The organism is Kangsaoukella pontilimi (assembly GCF_009830125.1).
In the GTDB taxonomy this organism is placed as follows: domain Bacteria; phylum Pseudomonadota; class Alphaproteobacteria; order Rhodobacterales; family Rhodobacteraceae; genus Kangsaoukella; species Kangsaoukella pontilimi.
Genome location: NZ_WUPT01000005.1, coordinates 23,493 through 41,532 on the forward strand (window position 1 = coordinate 23,493; position 18,040 = coordinate 41,532).

Annotated in this window: 19 protein-coding genes; 15 read left to right on the forward strand and 4 right to left on the reverse strand. The window is 67.7% G+C overall.

Going from position 1 to position 18,040, the window contains the following annotated elements; translation table 11 throughout:
* Positions 1-98: 98 nt before the first annotated feature.
* From GQ651_RS17880 to GQ651_RS17895, 4 genes are all read right to left on the reverse strand, one after another.
* A complete protein-coding gene (locus GQ651_RS17880) occupies positions 99-2,552 on the reverse strand; it encodes a caspase family protein (protein ID WP_160765651.1) in 2,454 nt (817 codons plus the stop codon).
* A 15-nt stretch (positions 2,553-2,567) separates the two neighbouring features.
* Entirely contained in the window at positions 2,568-2,882 is a 315-nt protein-coding gene (locus GQ651_RS17885) for a hypothetical protein (RefSeq protein ID WP_160765652.1), read from the reverse strand.
* A 26-nt stretch (positions 2,883-2,908) separates the two neighbouring features.
* The gene (locus GQ651_RS17890) at positions 2,909-3,091 is read right to left on the reverse strand and encodes a hypothetical protein (RefSeq protein WP_160765653.1); all 183 of its coding nucleotides are present in this window, start codon (positions 3,089-3,091) and stop codon (positions 2,909-2,911) included.
* Positions 3,092-3,192: 101 nt separating this feature from the next.
* The gene (locus GQ651_RS17895; protein ID WP_160765654.1) at positions 3,193-3,501 is read right to left on the reverse strand and encodes a hypothetical protein; all 309 of its coding nucleotides are present in this window, start codon (positions 3,499-3,501) and stop codon (positions 3,193-3,195) included.
* A 160-nt stretch (positions 3,502-3,661) separates the two neighbouring features.
* Between GQ651_RS17895 and GQ651_RS18995 the strand changes: the two genes are divergently transcribed.
* From GQ651_RS18995 to GQ651_RS17965, 15 genes are all read left to right on the forward strand, one after another.
* Positions 3,662-3,793 (forward strand): hypothetical protein, encoded by a 132-nt coding sequence (locus tag GQ651_RS18995; RefSeq protein ID WP_264464716.1) that lies wholly within the window; start codon positions 3,662-3,664, stop codon positions 3,791-3,793.
* A 4-nt stretch (positions 3,794-3,797) separates the two neighbouring features.
* Complete coding sequence (locus GQ651_RS17900) at positions 3,798-4,799, forward strand: CpaF family protein (RefSeq protein WP_160765655.1); 1,002 nt, start codon at positions 3,798-3,800, stop codon at positions 4,797-4,799.
* Positions 4,800-5,067: 268 nt separating this feature from the next.
* Positions 5,068-5,211 carry a hypothetical protein gene (locus tag GQ651_RS17905; RefSeq protein ID WP_160765656.1) on the forward strand — a complete coding sequence of 48 codons (144 nt, stop codon included), beginning with the start codon at positions 5,068-5,070 and terminating at the stop codon, positions 5,209-5,211.
* A gap of 12 nt (positions 5,212-5,223) precedes the next feature.
* Positions 5,224-5,373 carry a hypothetical protein gene (locus tag GQ651_RS17910; protein WP_160765657.1) on the forward strand — a complete coding sequence of 50 codons (150 nt, stop codon included), beginning with the start codon at positions 5,224-5,226 and terminating at the stop codon, positions 5,371-5,373.
* On the forward strand, positions 5,370-6,017 hold the full coding sequence (locus GQ651_RS17915) for a TadE/TadG family type IV pilus assembly protein (RefSeq protein ID WP_160765658.1): 648 nt from the start codon (positions 5,370-5,372) through the stop codon (positions 6,015-6,017). The genes GQ651_RS17910 and GQ651_RS17915 overlap by 4 nt, the downstream gene beginning before the upstream one ends.
* Positions 6,014-7,744: a hypothetical protein gene (locus tag GQ651_RS17920; protein WP_160765659.1), complete on the forward strand. Its 1,731-nt coding sequence runs from the start codon at positions 6,014-6,016 to the stop codon at positions 7,742-7,744. Before GQ651_RS17915 ends, GQ651_RS17920 begins: the two co-directional genes overlap by 4 nt.
* A complete protein-coding gene (locus tag GQ651_RS17925; RefSeq protein WP_160765660.1) occupies positions 7,734-8,339 on the forward strand; it encodes a hypothetical protein in 606 nt (201 codons plus the stop codon). Before GQ651_RS17920 ends, GQ651_RS17925 begins: the two co-directional genes overlap by 11 nt.
* Positions 8,333-8,971 (forward strand): hypothetical protein, encoded by a 639-nt coding sequence (locus GQ651_RS17930; protein ID WP_160765661.1) that lies wholly within the window; start codon positions 8,333-8,335, stop codon positions 8,969-8,971. The genes GQ651_RS17925 and GQ651_RS17930 overlap by 7 nt, the downstream gene beginning before the upstream one ends.
* The gene (gene cpaB, locus GQ651_RS17935; RefSeq protein ID WP_160765662.1) at positions 8,971-9,678 is read left to right on the forward strand and encodes a Flp pilus assembly protein CpaB; all 708 of its coding nucleotides are present in this window, start codon (positions 8,971-8,973) and stop codon (positions 9,676-9,678) included. The genes GQ651_RS17930 and cpaB overlap by 1 nt, the downstream gene beginning before the upstream one ends.
* Positions 9,675-11,618 (forward strand): ATPase, T2SS/T4P/T4SS family, encoded by a 1,944-nt coding sequence (locus tag GQ651_RS17940; protein WP_160765663.1) that lies wholly within the window; start codon positions 9,675-9,677, stop codon positions 11,616-11,618. The genes cpaB and GQ651_RS17940 overlap by 4 nt, the downstream gene beginning before the upstream one ends.
* Entirely contained in the window at positions 11,608-12,465 is an 858-nt protein-coding gene (locus GQ651_RS17945) for a type II secretion system F family protein (RefSeq protein ID WP_160765664.1), read from the forward strand. The genes GQ651_RS17940 and GQ651_RS17945 overlap by 11 nt, the downstream gene beginning before the upstream one ends.
* Positions 12,465-13,364: a type II secretion system F family protein gene (locus GQ651_RS17950; protein ID WP_160765665.1), complete on the forward strand. Its 900-nt coding sequence runs from the start codon at positions 12,465-12,467 to the stop codon at positions 13,362-13,364. The genes GQ651_RS17945 and GQ651_RS17950 overlap by 1 nt, the downstream gene beginning before the upstream one ends.
* The gene (locus GQ651_RS17955; RefSeq protein WP_160765666.1) at positions 13,364-14,197 is read left to right on the forward strand and encodes a hypothetical protein; all 834 of its coding nucleotides are present in this window, start codon (positions 13,364-13,366) and stop codon (positions 14,195-14,197) included. Before GQ651_RS17950 ends, GQ651_RS17955 begins: the two co-directional genes overlap by 1 nt.
* Before the next feature lie 16 nt (positions 14,198-14,213).
* A complete protein-coding gene (locus GQ651_RS19000; protein ID WP_160765667.1) occupies positions 14,214-16,691 on the forward strand; it encodes an SUMF1/EgtB/PvdO family nonheme iron enzyme in 2,478 nt (825 codons plus the stop codon).
* Positions 16,688-18,040, forward strand: coding sequence for a caspase family protein (locus GQ651_RS17965; RefSeq protein ID WP_160765668.1), 1,353 nt, complete (start codon positions 16,688-16,690; stop codon positions 18,038-18,040). Before GQ651_RS19000 ends, GQ651_RS17965 begins: the two co-directional genes overlap by 4 nt.

Here is an 18,040-nt window from a genome sequence, read left to right on the forward strand (position 1 = left end):
AGATCGTCCGGCAGGGCATGAGTTCTGTCAACTGCGGTGAGGGAACCTGGGCGGGCGGCACCGGGCCGCGCCGCCCGCACTCGTTACTCGGAGGGACATCAGTAGAGATCGACGCGGAACGGGTTGCGGAGCCATGTGAGCCGGGCGAGTTGCCGGATCCGGGCATGGGAGTCGGTTTCCGGCTCCAGTCCGCCGAAGTCGGCCAGCACCGCCTCGTAGGCGGTCTGGCTTGACGGGCCGAAGGCGCCGTCGACGGTCAGGCCGGCATCGGCAAGCTCGTTGATGAGCCGTTGCGCGCCGCCGTCGACGAGACCCGCAGGCATACCGGCGAGGATGCTCTCGGCCTCGTGCACGAAGGGGTTGCCGGTCAGGACTGCGCCCTTGGACGCGAGCGCGGGGGCGTCGAAGACGTCGTAGTTGCCGGGCTGATCGACGAGGATCACGTCGGCGGCCCATGCCGCAGACCGGGCGTGGCCGCGCGAGAGACCGGTTTCGAACCACGCCACCGCCTCGTTCGCGTTCGCGCCGCCGGGGGCGCGGCCTTCGAGATACATCCGACCGATATTGAAGGGGGCCGTCGGGTGACCGTCGGCAGCGGCGCGGGTGAAGAGCTCGTAAGCGCGCGCCTCGTCCACGTCGAGGCCGGCCTGCCCCCGGAGATAGGCGATGCCAAGGCTGTTGTAGCCGTAGATATCCTCGCGCGCGGCGCTTTCGCGGAGATAGCGGAGACCGCGCTCGCCGTCGAAATATTCCGAGTTCTCATTGAGATAGAAGAAGGCGAGGTCGTTCATCGCGAAGGTATGCCCGACCTCGAGCGCGCGCATGACGAGGTCGTAGCCCTCGACCTCGATCGCTTCGGTCGCGCCGAAGCGCATCAGCTGACGGCCGAGTGCGTAGAAGGCGTACGGGTCGCCCGCGTCGGTGCCGCGCGCATGGAAGGCCAGCACGTCTTCGGGGCTTTTGCCGTCGATGACGCGGCCCTCGGCCTTGGCCTTCTCAAAGGCGATATTGCCGAGCGCATACCACGCGCGGGCATGGCCGAGATCGCGGGCCGTCTCGAAGGCGGTCTCCGCCCCGGCCATGTCCTTGAGCGCCAGCCGGGCGCGGCCAAGCTGGTAGTGGAAGCGGCCGGTGTCGGGGTTTTCGGCCACGGCGGCTTCGCAGGCGGCGAGTGCGGCTTCGGGTTCCAGTTCGTTCGGGTAGCGGGTCAGCCCCATGCCGTCGGGATCGAGATGGTCGCCCGCGTGGAAGTCGCAGGCCTGGGGGGAGAGGCGGAGCGCGACCTCGCGGTCGTCGCCGTTCACCAAGAGGCGAAGCCGGTCGTGCAGGATGCCGTCGTCGAGCGAGAGGGCGGGGGTTTGCACGGATTCGTTGATCAGGACGAGGTCGCGAAGGTCCGCTGCCAGAAGCGGGCGATTGACCACGCTGCGGGCGACACCGTCGTCGCCCGTGAGGACAAGGCGCCCGGCATCAGGCGCTGCGGTGACAGTGACGGGCGTTTCGGGTGCGAGATCGAGCGCCTCTGCGAGGGCCGCGCCGATGGAGACCTCGGGCACGAAGTCGGCGTCGATGACGGCGGACACGTCCTCCGACGCGGCAAGGATGAGGGGGGCCTCTTCCGTGGCCGCGATCCGCGCGAGGCCGCGCGTCTGGCCGGTGCCGGTGCTGTTGACGGCGAGCGGGCGCGAGAGCGCCGCACCGATGCCGAAGCTGGCCGGTTCGATCAGGGTCGAGGAATCCCACGGCACCTGCTGGCCGTTCGTCGCCTGATAGACGGCGCGCCGGACGCCTTCGAAAACGTCCTTGATCTCGTCATCGGGGCGGGCCGACGCCTCTTGCACCAGAGCGGCGGTGAAGGGGCTGTTGTCGCCTTCGCCGTCGAAGGCGAGCGCGCCGGGCGAGGTCGAATAGATCAGCATGGAATTGAGCGGTGCGGCGAGCGAGGAAAAGCCGGTTTTCGTCTCGCGGAGGGACACGCCCATTTCGGTCATCGCGGCCTTGCCCGCGAAGGGGTTGTCGCGGCAGCTGTCGAGTATGACGACCTGAAGCCGGGCGCGGGCGCCGACGATGCTGACGAGAGAGCCGAGCGACACCGCCTCGAAGGGGATGTCGTAGACGCTGTCGAGATCGGCGTCGACGGGCACGAGATAGTTCTCGGACCCGATCTGAAAGCCGTGGCCCGCGAAGAAGATGACGACCTCTGTTTCCTTGTCGACGTCGAAGAGGATACGGCGGAGCGCATCCTCGAACCCGCGCTTGGTCAGGTTGGTGCGGTGCTGGACGATGTAGTCCTGACCGCGGAGGAACTCGGCCACGACCGAGGCGTCGGCCACCGCGTTGTCGAGCCGGGGAATGGCCTGGTAATTACCGTTTCCGATGACCACGGCATAGCGTTTGGACGCGCGGACAGAGGTGTCGATGCTTCTGAGCGGCGTGATCGTTGCCGAACCGCTGACGAGGCGGTCGAGGTAGGAGCCGACCTGCGCCTCCGCCCCGCCGACAGTCAGGAGGGAGGCGCCCAGAACTGCGGCGAGGCGGATGTGTCGTGTCATTGCTCCTGCTCCCCCTCAGCCCCAGCCGCCGCCTTCGTCACCGCCGCTGAAGCTGCCGCCGCCGCCGCCGTTGCCGTCGCTGCTCCGGTCGATGCCGAGGGGCACGTGACGGCCGAAGAAGGGGACCGGGCCGCCGGTGGCTTCGTCTTCCTCGGGCGCCTCGACCGCCGCCGTCGTGGTGCGGGCGACCTGGGCCGGGGCCGCGGTGCGCGCGGGCGCCGGGGCGGCGGTCACCGTTTCCTCGGCGGTCTCGGTGAAATAGGGAAAGCCGCAACCGGAGAGCGCGAAGGCCGCTCCGAGGCAGGCGATGGTATAGATGGGACGTTTCATGTCTGGTCCTTTCCTGTTGGTTGGGATCATCCGGCCTTGCGGGTCGCGGATGGTTTTGCTGGTGCGATCTGCACCGGTTTGGTGCTGCCGCCCGCCGTCCTGATGCGTTCGATCAGGTCGAGAAGCTTCAGCGGGTCGACGCGGTGCCGGCAGCCGGTCTGTGCCGTGCCGGGTGCGTCGAAATGCGAAACGAGACGTGTGGAAACCATGGCGGGTCCTCCTTGATGGACCGAGCCTTGCCCGTTCGCCGGGGCGGTATCAGTGACGGGCGTCACAGCCGTTAACGGTTCGTTAACTTTTTTCGTGGGGATCATTTCAGCGGCCTCCCGCCGGCGGCGCGGATGCGCTCGATCAGAAGGAGCGTCTTGGCCGGATCCGAGCGCCAGGCCTCGTCCACCAGCGGCAGGTCGAGCCAATCGGGCGCGATTTCGGCGTCCGGGCCCGTGCCGATGCCCGCGCGGTCGCCGACGGCGCGGGTGCGGGGCGGCTGAATGTCGGTCAGCGCGTTGCAGAAGAAGTCCGTGAGATAGCCGGGTTCGAGCCCGAAGCTGGGGCAGTCGTCGGCGGCGGCACCGGTGGCGGTCATCGCGATGGCCAGGGCTGCGGCAGCGTTCCGCATGGGTGCTCCTCTCGGGTCGGGCCGCATAGGGCGGCGCTTGGCGGGAGGCTAGGCGAGGGCGGGGCGGATCGGCGCGGCGTCGTATGGATTACGACAGCGGCGAGCGGCCGGGCGCGGCGGCGTATCTCTGAGGGGACATGACAAAAGCGAAGGGCTGAAGATGAGCCTCGATTATCTGCTGACCGTGGGCGCCTATGTGATCGGGTTTCTGACGATCTCCTACATGCTGATGGAGGCGCTTGTCGGGTCGATGGCGATCAAGGCCTTCGTCTATTCCCTGCCACTGGGGTGAGACGATGATCCAGGATACCGTGTATGACGCGCTGATCCGGCACCTGATGGGGCCGCTGGTGCGCTATTACGACGACCCGACCGTCACCGAGATCATGATCAACGGGCCGAACGAGGTTTTCGTCGATGGCCGCGGCGGCGTTCAAGCCGTGACCGAACGGCTGGAGGACAGTGCGGCGCTGAGGGCGCTGGCGCGGGTGATCCTGCAGTTCTCGGGCAAGAGGCTCGATCCGCTGGATTTGTCGCTGGAGGCGCGGACGCCGAGCCGTGCGCGGGTGCATATCGTGCAGGACCCGGCGGCGCGGGCGGGGATCACGCTGGCCATCCGGCAGTTCGCGCAGGACCCGCCGAGCATCGAGGATCTGGAGGCGAGCGGGTCGCTGTCGGGCGAGGCCATCGCATGGCTGCGCGAGCAGGTGCTGGGGCACCGGAACATCATCATCTCGGGCGGCACCGGCACCGGCAAGACGACGCTTCTGGGCATTCTCTGCCGGATGATGGACCCCGCCGAGCGCATCCTGACCATCGAGGACGTGGCGGAGCTGGACCTGAGAATGCCGCATGTGGTGGCAATGGAAAGCCAGATGCCGGATGCCAAGGGACGGGGCGGGATCACCATCCGCGATCTGTTCCGCGCCGCGCTGAGGATGCGGCCAGACCGGATCATCGTGGGGGAATGCCGGGGCGGTGAGGCGCTCGACATGATCCAGGCGATGAATTCCGGACATGCGGGGTCCTTGTCGACGGTCCACGCCGACGATCCGGGCCGGGCGCTGTCACGGCTGGAGACGCTGTGCCTGATGTCGGATGCCGACGTGCCGCTAATCGCGGTCAGGCGGCAGATCGTCGAAGCGATCGACCTCGTGGTGCAGGTGCGCCGCACCCACGGCAGGCGGCTGGTCATGGAGATCGCCGAGACGGTCAAGGACACGGAAGCGACCGGCGGCTACGCGATGACGCCGGTATTCCTGAGACGCGATGCCGACGCCCCCCTGGAGCGGGTCTGAGCGCGGCCCGTCGCATCGGATACGACGTCGCCTTCGGCCCCGTCACGCCGCGCTAAGGTTCCTGTGACGAAAGCGAGTTTCCGCGAAGGGAAAGAGATCATGTCATTGGAATATCTTCTGATTTTTGGCCTCGGTCTCGCCGTTACCACGGTTCTGGTCACGATGGGCACCGATATCGCCACCTTCGTGATGGATACGATCCGGGACCTTCTGAAGTAGCGGGAGCTCGGCAATGAAACCACCTGCCTTCATGCAAAGGAAAAGAGACATGACCCTGGAAAAACTTCTGATCTTCGGTTTCGCCCTTGCCGTTCTTCTGACGGTCACGACGCTTGGCACGTCCATGTGGACCGAGCGGCAGTCAAGCGAGGGCAAGTTGCAGACCGGCCTCGACGACCTCGGCAACATGTAGGCGCGGGCGGCCATGACCCTCGAAAAGATCCTGATCTTCGGTTTTGCCCTGGCGGTGTTCACGACCGTCACGGCGCTGTCGAGGGACATGGTGACCGACCGCAAGGCCACCCAGTCCGGCTGGAAGCAGGACGTTCAGGATCTGAGGGATCTGGCGCGATGACGCGGGGGCCGGGCATCCGGCGCGGCAGCGCGTCGCTGGAAGCGGCGCTGATCCTTCCGGCGGTTCTGGTGCTGTTCGGCGCCGTGGCGCAGGTGCTGATCAGTGCGCAGGGGCGCATCTATCTGGAACAGGCGGCCTATGCGGCGGCGCGGAGCGCGCTGGCCCATATGTGCCCGCCGAGGGAAATCCTGCTGGTGCGTATGACCGGATCTGCCCTGCCGCGGCCCGGTGCGTGCCTGACCGATCCGGGTCCGAGGAACCGGGCCGCGCAGGCCAAGGCCGAGGACGCCGCGCGGTGGGCGCTGATCGCCGCCGCACCCACGACGGGGCAGGCGGCCGCACGCGGCTGCGACCGCGTTCTGGCGGGTGAACAGATCATCACCAACGGAGACAGCATCGCGGGCCGCGATCAGGCGGCGATCAATGCGATGTGTTACGTCTTCGAGCAGGGCAACGTGACCGTCGATCTGGCATGGCAGCCGGATTATCAGGCGCTGGCCGCGGGCGCGACGGCCTGGCCGATCCGGGCGACGGTGACCTTCCGGATGCCGCTGTCCACGCCTTTCCGCCGCTTTGTCCGTGATGGCGAGCGGGGCGACGGCACCTATTGGAAGACGAGCACCGCGTCGGTGACGTTGTTATGATCGGGCGTCTGGTCAGACGCACCCGGCGGGGCGCCATGGCGATGGTGGCCGTGGCCGCGATGGTGCCGGTCTCGGGCATGATCTCGTCCAACATGAACGCAAGCCAGATGGTCGACGACCGGCGGCAGACGCAGGATGCGGCGGACGCGCTGGCGGCGCTGCACGGGACGTGGACGGCGCGGTCGCTCAACATCATCTCGATGAACAACGTCACGACCGCGCAGCTGATGAGCGTGGCGGTCGGGTCGGAAGCGTTGTTGTTCACGACGAATTATCTGGCGATGAAGGCGTCGCTGATGGTGGGCCATGTCACCGCTCATGGCGCAGCGCAATGCCCGCCAAAGAGTAAGAACCCCATCGCCGCCGGGATCGAGGCCATTCTCTGGACCGCGCCCTGCACCGCCTGGCACGCGGGTATCGCGCTGCCGGCGGTTCATGCCGGGCTGAGGATGGTGGACATCAACAAGGATTTCGACCCGGCCCACGGCGTCGACGTGGCGACACGTGCGCTGAAGGCGATCGACGGGATGAACCGGGCGCTTGTGGCGCGACATCCCGAGGCCATGGCCGAGATCGCGCGGGGCTATCACACGCTTCTGGAGATCGACGCCCATCATTTCGCCGATCCGTGTAACGGTGCCGGTCTGAGGCAGTGCCGCCGGACCAATACGGATTTCGGGATGGCGCTGCCTCTCGATCCGCAGGATTTCGAGCAGCTTGTGCGGCTTGGTCAGGTGATGGAGACCGGATCGCTCGGGATCGACACGACGTTCCGGAAACGCGGTTTCGCGATGGGGAAGGGGCCGCTGAGCGACGGCGGACGCGGCCGCCACCGGCATCTGCGCGAGTTCATCAACGCGATCACCGGGATCGGGGACGACCTCTACGAGTTCCGGCGGTTCTATGACCGGAGCATCTCGGACATGCCGCGCCATCCGTTGAACGGACCGGGCACCGCCATCGGCGCGCAGCCCGATGCGCCGGGGCAGCCAGAGGACGAGGAAGTCCCCTTCGACGACGACACCAAGGACATCTTGGACGGGCTTGTCGACGCGGTCGGCGGCGCGAAGGAGGTGACCGAGGCGGTGCTGAAGGTGCTGCGGAAGATCCCGATCGGCTACGACCGGATCTCACCGGGCTTCAAGATCGAGCGGAACCAGAACCGGCGCGGGCCGAACAGTTTCACACGCGCTTTCACGGTCGCGCATCTGTCCGTCGCGGCGGGGGCGAACCGCGAGAAGATACCCGTGGGCATCGACCTGAAGTTCGACGGCGGGCAGCTGGTGATCATGGCCGCGCCGGTGCCGCATATGTTCGCGCTGAAGGACATGACGCTGGCCGACATGGGCGGGAGCCTGGGCGACATCGAAAGCGTGGGCGACATCGCGTCGGTCGCCTTTCCGGCCGATGTCGATGCGATGACCGACCCCTACCGTATCCTCGCCTATTCGCGGAAGGCCAAGTCGCGCCGGCTTGGCGCGGCGGTGCTGCCCGAAAGCGTCACGGCGCATACGGGCTATGGGCAGGTGGGTGTCTTCAACCCCGATGGCGCGACGCTGTATTCCCAGAACTGGATGTCGGTACTGATGCCGGCCACCCGTCTGGACGATCCGCGGGGTGCGGCGCGGGCGCTGGACCGGGAGGCGACGGGCGTCTTTGACGAGCTGGCCGAGGACCTGCTGAGCGTGGGCGACGTGGCAAGCTGGGGGCGGGTCCATGCGCACTGACCGGCGCGGCTCGGTCTCGGTCGAGGCGCTGATGGCGCTTCCGGTGGCGATCGTGATGATCCTTCTGGCGCAGTTCATCCTTGAGGCGTCGCTGTCGCGGCAGGAGACGGCGGTCTTCGCGCGGGAGGCGACGGTATCGCGGGCGCTGGATGTCAGGTGGCGGCCGACGGGCTGTTCCTTTGACGGGGACGACCTGACCGACCGGATCGATGTGGGCCAGACCGCGACTGCGCGCTGCGCGTTGCGGGATGCCGAGGCCCGGCTCGGGAACCAGAAGGCCGTGTGGAAGGCGCTGGATGACGGGGCGTCGTCCTGGCGGGGGATCCTCAGGGACGTGAAGCCGCGGCGGGGGCCGCGCGACGTGGTCGGCACGGTCGCGGGGAGCGTATCCTCGACCGGGCCGCAGTTCCTGCGCCAGCAGAGCGCGGTTCCGTCCCGGCAGAGTTATGTCGCCCCGTCGCGGGACCGGTTCGATCATGGCACGCGGCGCTATGCGCGGGCGCATGACGACGCGATCTGGGACGAGCTCTGCCGGTCGACCACATGGAAGCTGTTTCCGAACGTCTTTCCCAACGGAGGGCCGGCACGATGCTGATCCGCGCGGTTCTGTTCGCGATCTTCCTGATGATCCCGGCGCTGAGCCTTGGTTCGACCGGGGAAAGCATGAAGCAATATCATGCCGAGACCTCGACGCCGCTGGCCGAGATCGTCCGCCATCTGGAGGCGCGTCTGCCCGACGCCGCGCCCATGGCGGCATCCGGGACGAAGGCGACTGTGTCCTACAGCGGCAGCCATGTGCCCGACGCGCTGAGGTCGTTCCTTGTGACGGCCTTTCCCGACGTGGACGCCGAGCTGTTGGCCCCCGGACGGACAGTGACGCTTGCGGTGACACTGAGGGCGGCCGACGCCGGCACCGAGGGCGCGCTTCTGATCCTGACGCGGCTGACGGCGGACGAGACGGGCCTTCCCGCCGGTGCGGTCGTTCTGCTGGACGGTCGCGGCGCGGCGCCTTGTGCGGGGCAGGTGGTGGTCAGTCACGATCTGCCGCGCGGCGAGACCGCGGAGCTGTATCAAACCTATTTCGAATCAGAGGGTTACCGCTTTGACGGTCACAGTTTGGCGGGGGTGTCGTTTTTTGTCGGATACCGGCCGGGGTGCAGCGTGACGCTGTATTTTGAAGCGGACGGAGGGGCGACCGTGGTTGTCGCCCAATTCTCGGAGGTGTGATGCGCAATATCTTCTATCTTCTCGCGGCGCTTCTGTCGTTCGGTGTCGGCTGGTTCTACTATGCCCAGGTCGCCCAGCAGACGGCGACCATGTCGAAGCTGCGCCTTGTCGCCCAGGACGGGCTGGTGATCCGGGCGGGCACCGAGATCGACGAGGCGTTTTTCGAGAAATACGTCGTCTCTCAGACAATGCCGCGCGCCCTGGCCGAGGATTTCGCCTGGGCGCTCGGGGATGATCCGGTCACCCGGATCAATCTTGAAGGGATGGTCTTCGGGCAGGATGTGGCGGCCGGCAGTTTCCTGCAACGCGCCCATTTCTTTGCCGAGCGGTCGGTTGCCTTCGACATGCGGATAGACCCGGGCAACCGCGCATTCTCGATCCCGGTCGAGCCGGATCGGGGGGTAAGCGTGTTCCTCGACCCCGGCGCGCGGGTCGACGTGGTGGGCGCGTTCATCGGCGAGGACGAGACCGTTCAGGTGCGCGCGCTGATCGAGAACGCCGAGGTCATGGCCGTGGGCGAATACGATCAGGGCACGGACCGCGCCGAGGACGGCGAATTGCCCGAGTATCAGAACGTGACGCTTCAGGCGCCTGCCCCGGCGGTGGAGGCGTTTCTGGCCGCCGAGGTGATGACCGTGTCGGATCTGACGCTGGTTCTGCGGAACCCCTGCGAGGGCACCGCCGACTGCATCGGTCTGGGTCAATGACGACCGCGCGGGCGCATCTGAGGGTCTCGGACGCCTATGGCAACCGCAAGGCGGCGCAGGTTCTGGACGGCACCTATTACGAGCTGGGCAGCGATCAGGCGCGGATGGGCGCGCCGGATTACGTGTACCTGTCGGGTTCGGGCGTGTCGCCGCGCCATGCGCGTCTGATGCACATGGGCGAGGTGTGGCAGGTCACGCCGCTGACCCCCCTTGGCGCGCGGATCGGGCGGCGGGAGGTCGGCAAGGACGTGGCCGCCGACCTGACCAGCGGGGCCGAGCTGTGGCTGGGGAACAACCTCGTCCAGCTCATGCTGCCGAACCGGTCGGTGAGCGAGACGATCTCGAACCCGGACCTGGGCGATCTGGAACTGATGATGAACGAGGCGCTTCTCGATTTCGAGGATCGCCGCCGCGATCTGTTCGACGGGAGCGCGGGGCAGCGCGAGGCGCTGTTGTCGGCCGAGCTCGACCGGCTGATCGATGTCGAGCTGGCCTCGGTCAGCGGGCCGGGCAAGGTCGGCACGATCAACCGCTATACCGCCGAGGCGCTGAGGCGGCCCTTGATCTCGGCCTGTCTGATGAGCGGGACGCGGGGCGACGTGGAGCTGGCCTATTCGCAGCTCAACCCCGACCAGCGGGCGCGGGCGGTGGAGCTGCGCGAAGAGCTGGCGTCGGAGCTGAAGCTGTCGATGACCCATGGCGCGACCGCGGATGATCTTGCGCGTATCCGCACCGGTTTCGACGAGGCGTTCCGCGCGGTCCACGGCATGATCGGAGAGACGTTCAAGCTGGCGCTGATCCGGGACGCGGTGCGCGAGCGGGTGCTGGGCCTGTTCTTCCGGCTGGGGCCGATCCAGTTCCTGCTCGATATCGACGCGATCTCGGAGATCATGGTCTGCGGGCCGGACCGGATCTTCGTCGAGAAGGGCAACCGGATGTTCGAGACGGGTCTGACCTTCGCCTCGGAAAACGAGCTCTTCACCGTGGCGGCGCGGATCGCCGGGCGGGACGGCAAGCAGCTGACCGAGGGCGCGCCGTTGGCCGATGCGCGGCTGTCGGACGGCAGCCGGGCGAATATCGTCGCCAGCCCAACGGCGCTGAACGGCCTGTCGCTGACCATCCGGAAGTTTGGCAAGAAGCACTGGCGGGTCAGCGATCTGCGCCGGAACCGGGCGATGTCGCTTCCGATGGAGCGGTTTCTGGAAGCGGCCGTTCTGGCCCGGAAGAATATCATCATCTCTGGCGGGACCGGGTCGGGTAAGACGACGCTTTTAAACGCGCTCGCCATGTTCGTGCCGAACGATGAGCGGATCGTGACGATCGAGGATACGTCGGAACTTCGCCTGACGAACCGGAACCTTGTCACGCTGGAGGCGCGGCGGGCGAATGTCGACGGGCGGGGCGAGATCTCGATCCGCGATCTGGTGAAGAACGCATTGAGGATGCGGCCCGACCGGATCGTGGTCGGCGAATGCCGGGGCGGCGAGACGCTGGACATGCTTCAGGCGATGAATACGGGCCATTCCGGGTCGATGACGACGGCCCACGCCAACAACCCGCAGGACCTGATCCTGCGCCTTGAGACGATGGTGCTGCAGTCGGGACAGGACCTGCCGATCCACGCCATCCGCCAGCAGATCAGCGCGGCGGTGGACCTTGTCGTGCAGGTGTCGAAGACCCCGTCGCTGGCGCCCGATGCGCCGCCGCTGGCGCGGCAGCGCACCATTGTCGAGATCGCGGAGCTGGGCGCGTATGACCCCGATACGGGTCAGATTCCGGTCAACCCGATCTTCGAGCTGGCCGATGACGGCGACCTGCTGAGGCACACGATCTCGGGCTATATCCCGAGCTTTTTCGAGGAGATGTCGTCGCGGGGCTTGATCCGGATCGACACGTTTTTCGACGAGACCGAGGAAAGAGAGGCGCAGCATGCCGCATGATCCGATCAATCTGGTCATGGCCGCGGCCTTTGCCCTTGGGGTCTTCGGGCTTCTGGCGCTGCTTTTGCCCGCGCTGAGGCTGATCTGGGACGCGCAGAGCGCAGAGCGGCAGGACAAGGTCGCGGCGGTGCTGACCTATCTTCTGGGGCGCCCAAGCGATCCGGTCGATACGATGGCGCTGTTTCTCTTCGCCGCTGTCGCGCTTGGGGCCGCGCTCTATGCGGCGGGGGCGACGGTGCCGTCGATCCTGATGATCCTTGTTCTGTTCATTGCCCTGCCGGTGTTCTTCTACAGCCGGGCCTCGGGGCAGAGGGCGCGGGAACTGGAACTGTCTCTGCCGCTGGCGCTTCAGCAGGTGGCGAACGAGATGGCGGCGGGCGCGACGCTTGAGACCGCGCTGAAGCGGGTTGCAGAGTCCGCGCCGCCGCCCGCCGATATCGAGATCGGTCGCCTGCAGCGGCGGGTCGAGATCATGGGGATCGACGAGGCATTCGAGGAGATGGCCCGGCGTCTGGACATGCCGAGCTTTACACTGACTGCGTCGGTCGTGCGCGTCGGCACGTCCTCGGGCGGGCGCCTGATCGAGGCGCTGAAGAACCTGTCGCGGACGCTGATCGAGATCGAGCGGCTGAACAAGAAACTGCGCACCGCGTCCGAGAACGGGCGGCGGAACCTGTACCTGATGTCGCTGGTCGGGCCGCTGGTGGCCGTCGCCGCCGCCTTCGTCGTGGATCACGAGCAATCGGTTCTGGCCGACCCGTTCGGCCAGCTTCTGATCGGTGTCGCGGTCCTCGCCTTTTTCGGCGCGCATGTGATCGGGCACCGGCTGACAAAGGTGCAGGTCTGATGGAGGCGCTGTTCATCGCCCTCGCCTTCGGCACGGGGACGCTGTTCCTGGGGCTGGTGGTCGCCAATGCGCTGTCGGCGACCGGTGACCGGTTCCAGACCAATCTGGACGCTGAAGCCGCCGGGCCGGAGGCGAGTGTGCGTGTTGTCCGTGCGCTTGGCCGCACGTTCCAGCCACTGGCGGCGCCGTTTCACTCGATGAGCGCGGCGATGGAGCGCGATCTTCTTTACGCGGGGCGGCCCTATGGCGGGATCAGCGGGCGCGAGTATCTGGCCGCGGCCATGGTTTTGTCGGTGCTGGTCGGACTGGCGGTGGGTGCGCTTTTCACGCTCAATGGGGCGCTGACGGGGCAGGCGGGGCTGGCCATGCTGGTCCGGTGGTGGGGTGTGGGCGCGGTTGTCGTGTTCTTTTACTTCCTGACCGACATCACGTCGGCGGCGAAGCGGAACTCGGACGAGATCGAGCGCGAGTTTCCCTTCTTTCTGGACCTTGCCGTTCTGGTGGTTCAGGCGGGCGGCACGCCGCGGAAGGCGCTGACGAAATATGTCGAAGCGTCGCCCGGAACGCCCCTATCTCGCGAGATCGCGATTACTGCGCGGGATGCCGACGCGACAAGTTTCGACGACGCGCTCCGGCGCATGATCGAGCGGGTGCGCGCGCCCTCGGTCAAGGCGATCCTGAAGAACCTCGCCCAGGGCGAGAAGTCCTCGGGCGAGGCGGAGGCGTTCTATACCGATCAGGCCGAAGAGCTTCGCTATCTGCGCGAGGAGATGGCCAACCGTGCCGCCGAGCGGCTGAAGACGAATATCGTCCTGCCGGTCTTTCTCATGCTCATGGCGATCATCATCGGGGCGCTTGCGCCGACGATCGTCTCGATACGGTCGCAGGGGTTTCTCTGATGATGGCGTTTCTCGGCCCCAAGGGGTTCAGCATCGAAGTCACCGAAGGTATCGACCTTGAACGGACGCTGGTTCTGACAGGTCAGCGGGTGACGGTCGGGACCGGGCCGGGCGACGATCTACGCCTTGGAGCGCGGGATGTCGTGTCGGGTCACATCACCTTCGAGCGGCGGAAGGACGGGAAGGGGTGGGAGTTCTTCACCTCGGACCGGGGGGTCAGCGAGGTGGATCGCGGAAACCCCCGGACCGGCGCCGTGCGCCCCGGCATGTGGTTCCGGCTGGGTCGGGAGACGCGGATCGACATTCGCCGTGTCGCCGCCCCGGTTGAGACAGAGGCCGCGCCGTCGGGTGGCGCACAGCCGAAGACCGTGCCACTGGGCGTCGCATTGCCGGCGATGGGTCTGATGGTCCTGGCGGCGGTGGGGTTTGTCCTGTTCGCCGGCGCGGGTCAGACCGGCCAGAGCGGGATGCGCACCACGGGCTGGGTCGAGAGAAGCGCGCCGATCGAGCCGGCGGTCGAGCGGTGCCTGGCGAGCGCGGGGTCGCAGGCCCGGACAATCTCGCCCGACGACCCGTCGAGCGCGTTCTGGCGGACCGTGTCGCTTCGGCAGTCCGATCCGGCAGCGGCGCGGGCCGCCGAAGCGGATCTGATCCGCGAGGTGCGCGCCATCCTGACCGAGGCGCATTTCCTGACCCGTGAAAACAGGGCTGCCGACGCGTCCGAGGCGCTACGTCGTATGGAATACGTTTTGCCCGTGGGTCTGACCGACTGCCCTATCCTGTCTGCATCGCGCTTCGATCTGGCCCTGCTGGAGTTGCGCGGAAACCGATGAACCGAGGGTGCCAGTCATGCAGGATACCGCCAACCACGTGATCGACGCGCGCCTTGCCGAGGCGCTGGAACAGTATTTCAACGGTGTCCGCCTTGAGCGCGCCGTGGGCGATTGCGCCATCCTGTCCGGCGTTCGCAAGCAGAACGGCGCGCCGGTGGCGATCTACGTTCCGAATTTCTCGGCCAGTCGGGACGAGGATGTCGTGGCGGATATCGGCAAGCGCTTCGCGGTCTACGAGAAGCTGGGGCATCCGCGGCTTCAGGCGAGCGAGCGTCTGCTGAACGCCCGCGCCTTCCGCAAAATGCCCGCGCTCGCCGTGCTGGCCTGTCCGGTGCCGGTGTTCGACGACGCTTTCGACACGCTGGGGGTCGACGCGAGGCTGCGGCTTTTCGATGAGGTGCTGGAAGGGCTTGCGGCGCTCCATGGTGCGGGGCTGGTCCATGGCAACCTGTCGCCCGATGTCATCCGCCGCGAAGGCGAGGGCGGGCAGGCGCGGCTGTGCGACCTGACGTTTTCCGGCGACCGGGCGACGACCGTGACCGCGCAGCCCGTCGCCTATCAGTCCGAGAATGTTATCCGCACGGCGACCCCCGGCCCGGAGGACGATGTCCATGCTGCGGGGATGCTGGGATACCGCATCCTGATGGGCGCGGGCGGGCCGGAACGTGCGCTGAATGCGCGGTCGGATGACAGCGAGACGGTGGTGGCCGCCATCCTGAGCGAGGAGCGGACCGCGCCCGGTGCCGATACCCTCTTCCCCGACGGGCATCCTCAGGGCGAACAGATCGCGCGGCTGCTGGCCCGGATGACGGGGCAATTGCCGAACGCCAACCGCTACAGTTCGGCCGAGGCGGCGCGGCGCGCCTTGCAGACGGTGATGAAGGGCGACGAGCCCTCGAACGTGGCCGAGGCCGAGAGCGGGCCCATGCCGGGCGGCTTCGCCATGACGGCTGCGCGGCCGGTGGAGCCACGCACCGGCATCTCTCCGATGCTGGCGGTTCTGCTGTTCGGGGCGTTCCTCTTCAGCTCGGCGGGGGCGGTGTGGCTCTATTTCCAGAATGCGGACCTGAACGCGTCCCGGGTGGCGCTGATCGAGCTGATCCGGGACGAACGCGCGGCGCGGGCGGCGGCGGACGAGGCTGTCGCGGTTCTGCGGCAGGCGGACAGGGCTATCGGTCTTGCCGAGGGACGCCGCGCCGGGGTTGCGTCGGAGGCCGCCGGTGAGGCGCTTCGGATGGCCGAGGAGAGCCTTGCCGCGATCGAGATACCGGAGGACGCGAGCGCTGCGGTGGCGGCGCTGGCCCAGGCGGAGGAGGCGATTGCCCAGATCGAGCTGGCACGGGACCGGGCGGAGGCCGCCGAGGCCGAGGCGCTTGGCGCCGCAGAGGCGGCCCGCCTTGCAGCGCCCGACGCAGCGGCGATTGCCGATGCCGAGAGTCGCATTCTTGAGGCCAACGCCGCCCGGCTGGATGGCCGGTGGGAGACCGCCGGGCTGGCCTGGTCCGGGGCGCGCGACGCTTTCGACGCGATCACGGCCGCAGGACGTCAGGAGGCCGAGGCCGCGCGCGCCCGTTTCGAGGCGATGCCCGAGGGCGAGGGGGCTGCTGCGATCCTTGCGAGGGGTTTCGCCGAGCGCGGAGCCGCGGCGGAAGAGGCCGGGCGCTTTGCCGAGGCGGTCGAGCTGTTCACGGCAGCTTTCGCGGCGGTCGCGCGCAAGGACGAGCGCAAAGCGGCGGCGTCGGTTCGGGAGATCACGCTTGGGGACAGCCCGGAAGCCCTGTTCGCCGCCGTCGCGCTTTGCCGCGATGCGGCCCCGGTCGCAGCGGGCAACTGTCCCGACAGCCGCCCCAATGACGAAGCATTGAGACGCGCGGCGCTTGCGCCCTTCGCGCTGGATGAGACCGAGGTTTCGGTGGCCGATTTCCGCACCTTCGTGGATGAGACCGGCTACGTCACCGAGGCCGAGGAGGCGGGGCGGGTCGTGGCGCTGACCTCGAACGGAGAGGCGCGGCTGATCGACGGGAATTACAGTTGGTCCGCGCCGCAGGGCGTGACTGGGGCTGACATAGACCCCGACCGGCCTGTGACGAATATCGCGCTCAGGGATGCCCATGCCTATTGCGCATGGGCGGGCAAGCGGCTTCCGACCGAGGCGGAATGGGAACATGCCGCGCGCGGCACGGGGATGCAGCCTTTCCCCTGGGGCGAGTGGTCCGACAGCGCGCCGGTCTGGCGCGGCGCGCCCGATGCGGCGCGGCGGCTTCCCACGCCGGTTGGTGCGGCGGGCGGCGAAGGGCCGGACGGTCATGTGGGTCTTTCGGGGAATGCCCGCGAATGGGTGCTGGGCCATGATGGCGGCGTCCTGAAAGGCGGGTCCTGGAACACGGTCAACCCGGCGGATCTGCGGATTTCGGCCCGGCTGATCGTGCCCGGCAACGCGCCCGGCGTGGATTTCGGGTTCCGCTGTGCGCGCGATCTGGAGGTCTGGCCATGAGGGCGCTGGCGATGGCGGCGGGCCTTGCCGTGAGTGCGGGCGTGGCCGAGGCCGACCGGGCGCTTGTCGTCGGGATCGACGACTATGACGCGGTGGCGGGCGCGTCCCGTCTGACGGGCGCGGTGGCGGATGCCGGGCGGATCGAGGCGCTGCTGGTCGAGCGGCTTGGCTTTGCCGCCGGCGACATCGTGGTGCTGACGGACGGCAGGGCGAGCTATGACGCGATCTTGACCAGCCTGATCGATCATCTGATTTCCGGCACGACGGCGGGCGACCGCGTGGTGCTGTATTTCGCGGGTCACGGGACGACGACGCGGGACGGTCAGCCGGCGCTTGTGGCGCATGACGGCGACAGCGTTCTGGGCCGCATCCCGCTGACCACGCTCGACGAGATGCTGGGGGTGATCCCGGACCGGGATATCACGGTCATCCTGGATACAGGCTTTCACGGCGGAGGCGCGGGCACGCGTGGTTTCGGGTCGGATGCGCCGACCGGTCCGGTGGTCCTGTCCTCTGTCGACATGGGCTGGATCGCGAGCGATGGCGCTTTGCCTGCTGCCGAGACGCCGGGCGCGGGCCTGTTGACCGCCGCTCTGGCGGAGGGCGTGAGCGGGGCCGCGGATGCCGATGGCGACGGCGGGATCTCGGGCGGGGAACTGACCCGATTTGCCGAGACGCATATGGGCGAGGCCTGCGCCGCGCTGGACAGCTGTGCAGAGGTGGCGTTCGTCTCCCTCGGGCGCGATGACGCGACCGTGGCGCGGATGCCCGCATCTCCAGTCTCCGAAGTCGATCTGAGCCCGCTTCTGCCCGATGACGGTGCACCGGCGGGCTACATGGAAACGCTCGGTTTCGTCACCGATCTGTTCGCGCCGTCGAACGATGCGCGGCTGACCCTGTCGATCGTGGGGGGCGAGGCCCTGACGGTGGGAGAAACGGTCACCTTCTCGGCGACATCCGAGCGGGCGGGCGCGCTTCTTCTGCTCGACGTCGATCCGACTGGTGCGTTGTCACAGATCTATCCGTCGGTTCTGTCTCCGGCGGAGGGAAGCCGGATCGAGCCGGGCGCCCCCCTGCGCATCCCGAACGCCGTCGGCGCGAGTGGTGCGCCGCTGTTGATGCGCGTGACCGAACCGGCGGGGCAGGGGGTTCTGCTGGGCGTCTTCATCGAGGGCGATCTGGAGGATCTGACGCCGCTTCTGCCTGCAGGGCTCGATGGCGGCGGGGTTTCCAATGCGTCGCAATCGCTTTTCGAGTTGAGCCAGACCCTTCTTGCGCGCGCCGCCGATCCGGACGCGCCCGTGGCGTGGTCCGCCACCTATCTGCCTTACCGCATTCACGCGAAATGA

Coding starts and splice junctions, on each gene's coding strand:
- GQ651_RS17950 (WP_160765665.1), top strand. CDS start 12,465: ATGGAGGCGCTGTTCATCGCCCTCGCCTTCGGCACGGGGACGCTGTTC.
- GQ651_RS17955 (WP_160765666.1), top strand. CDS start 13,364: ATGATGGCGTTTCTCGGCCCCAAGGGGTTCAGCATCGAAGTCACCGAA.
- GQ651_RS17930 (WP_160765661.1), top strand. CDS start 8,333: ATGCTGATCCGCGCGGTTCTGTTCGCGATCTTCCTGATGATCCCGGCG.
- GQ651_RS18995 (WP_264464716.1), top strand. CDS start 3,662: ATGAGCCTCGATTATCTGCTGACCGTGGGCGCCTATGTGATCGGGTTT.
- GQ651_RS17915 (WP_160765658.1), top strand. CDS start 5,370: ATGACGCGGGGGCCGGGCATCCGGCGCGGCAGCGCGTCGCTGGAAGCG.
- GQ651_RS19000 (WP_160765667.1), top strand. CDS start 14,214: ATGCAGGATACCGCCAACCACGTGATCGACGCGCGCCTTGCCGAGGCG.
- GQ651_RS17965 (WP_160765668.1), top strand. CDS start 16,688: ATGAGGGCGCTGGCGATGGCGGCGGGCCTTGCCGTGAGTGCGGGCGTG.
- GQ651_RS17940 (WP_160765663.1), top strand. CDS start 9,675: ATGACGACCGCGCGGGCGCATCTGAGGGTCTCGGACGCCTATGGCAAC.
- GQ651_RS17890 (WP_160765653.1), bottom strand. CDS start 3,091: ATGGTTTCCACACGTCTCGTTTCGCATTTCGACGCACCCGGCACGGCA.
- GQ651_RS17945 (WP_160765664.1), top strand. CDS start 11,608: ATGCCGCATGATCCGATCAATCTGGTCATGGCCGCGGCCTTTGCCCTT.
- GQ651_RS17910 (WP_160765657.1), top strand. CDS start 5,224: ATGACCCTCGAAAAGATCCTGATCTTCGGTTTTGCCCTGGCGGTGTTC.
- cpaB (WP_160765662.1), top strand. CDS start 8,971: ATGCGCAATATCTTCTATCTTCTCGCGGCGCTTCTGTCGTTCGGTGTC.
- GQ651_RS17925 (WP_160765660.1), top strand. CDS start 7,734: ATGCGCACTGACCGGCGCGGCTCGGTCTCGGTCGAGGCGCTGATGGCG.
- GQ651_RS17885 (WP_160765652.1), bottom strand. CDS start 2,882: ATGAAACGTCCCATCTATACCATCGCCTGCCTCGGAGCGGCCTTCGCG.
- GQ651_RS17905 (WP_160765656.1), top strand. CDS start 5,068: ATGACCCTGGAAAAACTTCTGATCTTCGGTTTCGCCCTTGCCGTTCTT.
- GQ651_RS17900 (WP_160765655.1), top strand. CDS start 3,798: ATGATCCAGGATACCGTGTATGACGCGCTGATCCGGCACCTGATGGGG.
- GQ651_RS17880 (WP_160765651.1), bottom strand. CDS start 2,552: ATGACACGACACATCCGCCTCGCCGCAGTTCTGGGCGCCTCCCTCCTG.
- GQ651_RS17920 (WP_160765659.1), top strand. CDS start 6,014: ATGATCGGGCGTCTGGTCAGACGCACCCGGCGGGGCGCCATGGCGATG.
- GQ651_RS17895 (WP_160765654.1), bottom strand. CDS start 3,501: ATGCGGAACGCTGCCGCAGCCCTGGCCATCGCGATGACCGCCACCGGT.